This window comes from Actinomadura soli (assembly GCF_005889715.1).
In the GTDB taxonomy this organism is placed as follows: Bacteria; Actinomycetota; Actinomycetes; order Streptosporangiales; family Streptosporangiaceae; genus Spirillospora; species Spirillospora soli.
Map to the genome: position 1 here is coordinate 1 of NZ_VCKW01000501.1, position 2520 is coordinate 2520.

Consider the following 2520-nt stretch of genomic DNA (forward strand, 5'->3'; position numbering starts at 1 on the left):
GGCGTTCGCGGGCGCGGGTGATCAGGGCGCGGGCAGCGGGGCTGCGGGGGCCCTCGGTTCGCCAAGCTAGGGCGATCCGCCCGCTGAGCCGGGGCCGGACGATCGGCATCGCGTGCAGGTCGTCCGGCCGGGCGCGGGCGGCGGACTCGGGGAGGATCGCCACGCCCAGCCCGTGTGCGGCGAGCTGTGCGAGCACGGGCGGCTCGCCCGCCTCGAACGCGACGCGCGGGCTGAGACCGGCGTCGGTGCACGCCCCGTCCAGGACGGTCCGCAGCCCGGTGCCCTTCGGCAGGCAGATCAGGTCCTCGTCGGCGAGGGCGCGCAGGGGGATCGTGGACCGCCGGGCCAGCGGATGCCCGTGCCCGACGGCCGCGTAGAGGTCCTGCTCGATGACGACGCGGGTCGTGAGCTCCTCGGGCGGTTCGGAGCCCATGCTGAGGAACGCGAGATCGATCCGTCCGTCCCGCAAGCCGCCGGTCAGGCTGTCGGCCTTCTCCTGGATGACCGTGATTTCCACATTCGGATGGTCGCGGTGGAAACCGGCGAGCATGCCCGGAAGGTCGAGGGACTGGATCCAGTCGATGGTGCCGATCGTGACATGTCCGCGCAAAAGGCCCGTCAGCTCGTCCACCGACAGCCGCGCCCCCTCGACCGCCGCGAGCGCCGCCCGCGCGTAGGGCAGGACGGCCTCGCCCACCTCGGTCAGCCGGACGGTCCGCCCGGACCGGTCGAACAGCGGCTGGCCGAGTTCCCGTTCGAGCTGCCTGATCTGGGCGCTCACGCCCGGCTGGGCGACGTGCAACCGGGTCGCGGCCTTCGTGAAGCCGGCCTCTTCCGTCACCGCCACGAAGTACTCAAGCTGGCGCAGCTCCATAACCGGCGATGCTAACAGCGTGCTCGTCCAGCGCCAGCGCTTCTGGAGCGGCCGGGGCGGGCCGACGGCACGGCACACCATTTCTTTGGCCTCTCTTGGGTGCTCTGCGGCTGTTCGGAGGACTGTTTCCGCCCTGGACGGTGATTACCTCACCTGCGGGAGGTCGGGTGAGCGGACGGCGCATATGGTCCATACGGGTGCGGATGACCGTGATAGCCGGAACGGTCACCGCTCTGATCTGCGTCATCCTGATCACCCTGATCGTCGTCGGCGTGCGCGGCCAGGCGGGCGACTACCAGCGCAACAAGGCCACCGCCGCGGCCCTGCGGATCGCCTACGAGATCAGGCGGGAACCGGCGCTGCAGGGCGGGCTCGCCGGGCCGGACGAGGTCGTCCTGCAACTCCTGGACAGCCGGCACAGGGTGATCGCGGGGACCGACCGGGTGTCGAACGGCATCCCGATCGCCCGGTTCCGGCCGGCGGAGACGGACATCTACTCCACCAGGGCCCTGTGCCCGCCGCGCGGGTTCAACGGCTGCATGTGGGTGGTCGCGATCCGCGTCTACCAGCCGAACGGGGACTGGATCGTCTACGCGGCGATCCCCACCGTCCCCTGGTACGTCAATCCGAGCCTGATGCTGTTCCTGGTGTGCGTGTCGCTCCTGGGCGTTCTGCTCGTGTCCCTGCGCGCCTGGGGGACGGTCGACCAGACCCTCGCCCCGGTGGACGCGATCCGCGCCGAGCTCGCGGAGATCACAGCCGGCCAGTCGGGGCGGCGCGTGACGGTCCCGGAGAACCGGGACGAGATCAGGCTGCTCGCCGAGGCGGCGAACGCGACCCTCGACCGCCTCGACAGCGCCCTGGCCCGGCAGCGCAGCTTCACCTCGGACGCGTCCCACGACCTGCGCAGCCCCATCGCCGCCGCGCGCGCCCTGATCGAGGAGGCCCTGCTGTATCCGGACCAGACCGACTGGCCGAAGACCGGACGGGCCGTCCTGCAGAGCCTGGAGCGCCTCCAGGCGATCGTGACGGACCTCCTGCAGCTCGCCCGCCTGGACGCCGCGGCCTGGCAGGACACCGAACTCGTCGACCTCGGCGCGCTCGTCACGATCGAGGTCGCGCGGTCCGACCGGACGAAGCGGATCGTCCCGCACATCCAGGAGGGCGTGACGGTGCTCGGCGACCGGCTCCGGCTCGTCCGGCTGCTGACGAACCTGCTGGACAACGCCGAGCGCCACGCGGAGACGCGGATCGACATCACCGTCCGCCGCGAGGACTCGGTGGCCGTCCTGGAGGTCCTGGACGACGGCGCGGGCATCGCCGAGCAGGACCGCGACCTCGTCTTCCAGCGGTTCGCCCGGCTGGAGGCCAGCAAGTCCCGCGATCCCGCCGGCACCGGCCTCGGCCTTCCCATCGCCCGCGAGATCGCCCGGCTCCACGGCGGGACGCTCACCATCGAGGACAGCACCAAGGGCGCCCGCTTCGTCCTCCGAATCCCCAGAGACCGGGGCGACCAGACCACCTAATGGCGGTGCATCGGTCAGGCCGGGAAGGCAGGATCGGTGGCTGATGAAGCCGACCGGTGGGTGAGCACTGTTCATCACCAGGCCCGCTGTGCGAGGTCGAGGGCTAGATCGTGCCCCCAC

General features: G+C 71.5%; 2 protein-coding genes. One reads left to right on the forward strand and one right to left on the reverse strand.

The genetic code is table 11. From position 1 onward, the window contains the following. A partial coding sequence (locus ETD83_RS41205; protein ID WP_138650666.1) for a LysR family transcriptional regulator occupies positions 1-874 on the reverse strand: 874 nt, incomplete at its 3' end. 203 nt (positions 875-1077) lie between these two features. On the opposite strand from ETD83_RS41205, the gene ETD83_RS41210 reads away from it, so the two are divergent. After that, on the forward strand, positions 1078-2400 hold the full coding sequence (locus tag ETD83_RS41210; protein ID WP_138650667.1) for a sensor histidine kinase: 1323 nt from the start codon (positions 1078-1080) through the stop codon (positions 2398-2400). Positions 2401-2520 lie beyond the last annotated feature (120 nt).

Coding starts and splice junctions, on each gene's coding strand:
- ETD83_RS41210 (WP_138650667.1), top strand. CDS start 1,078: ATGACCGTGATAGCCGGAACGGTCACCGCTCTGATCTGCGTCATCCTG.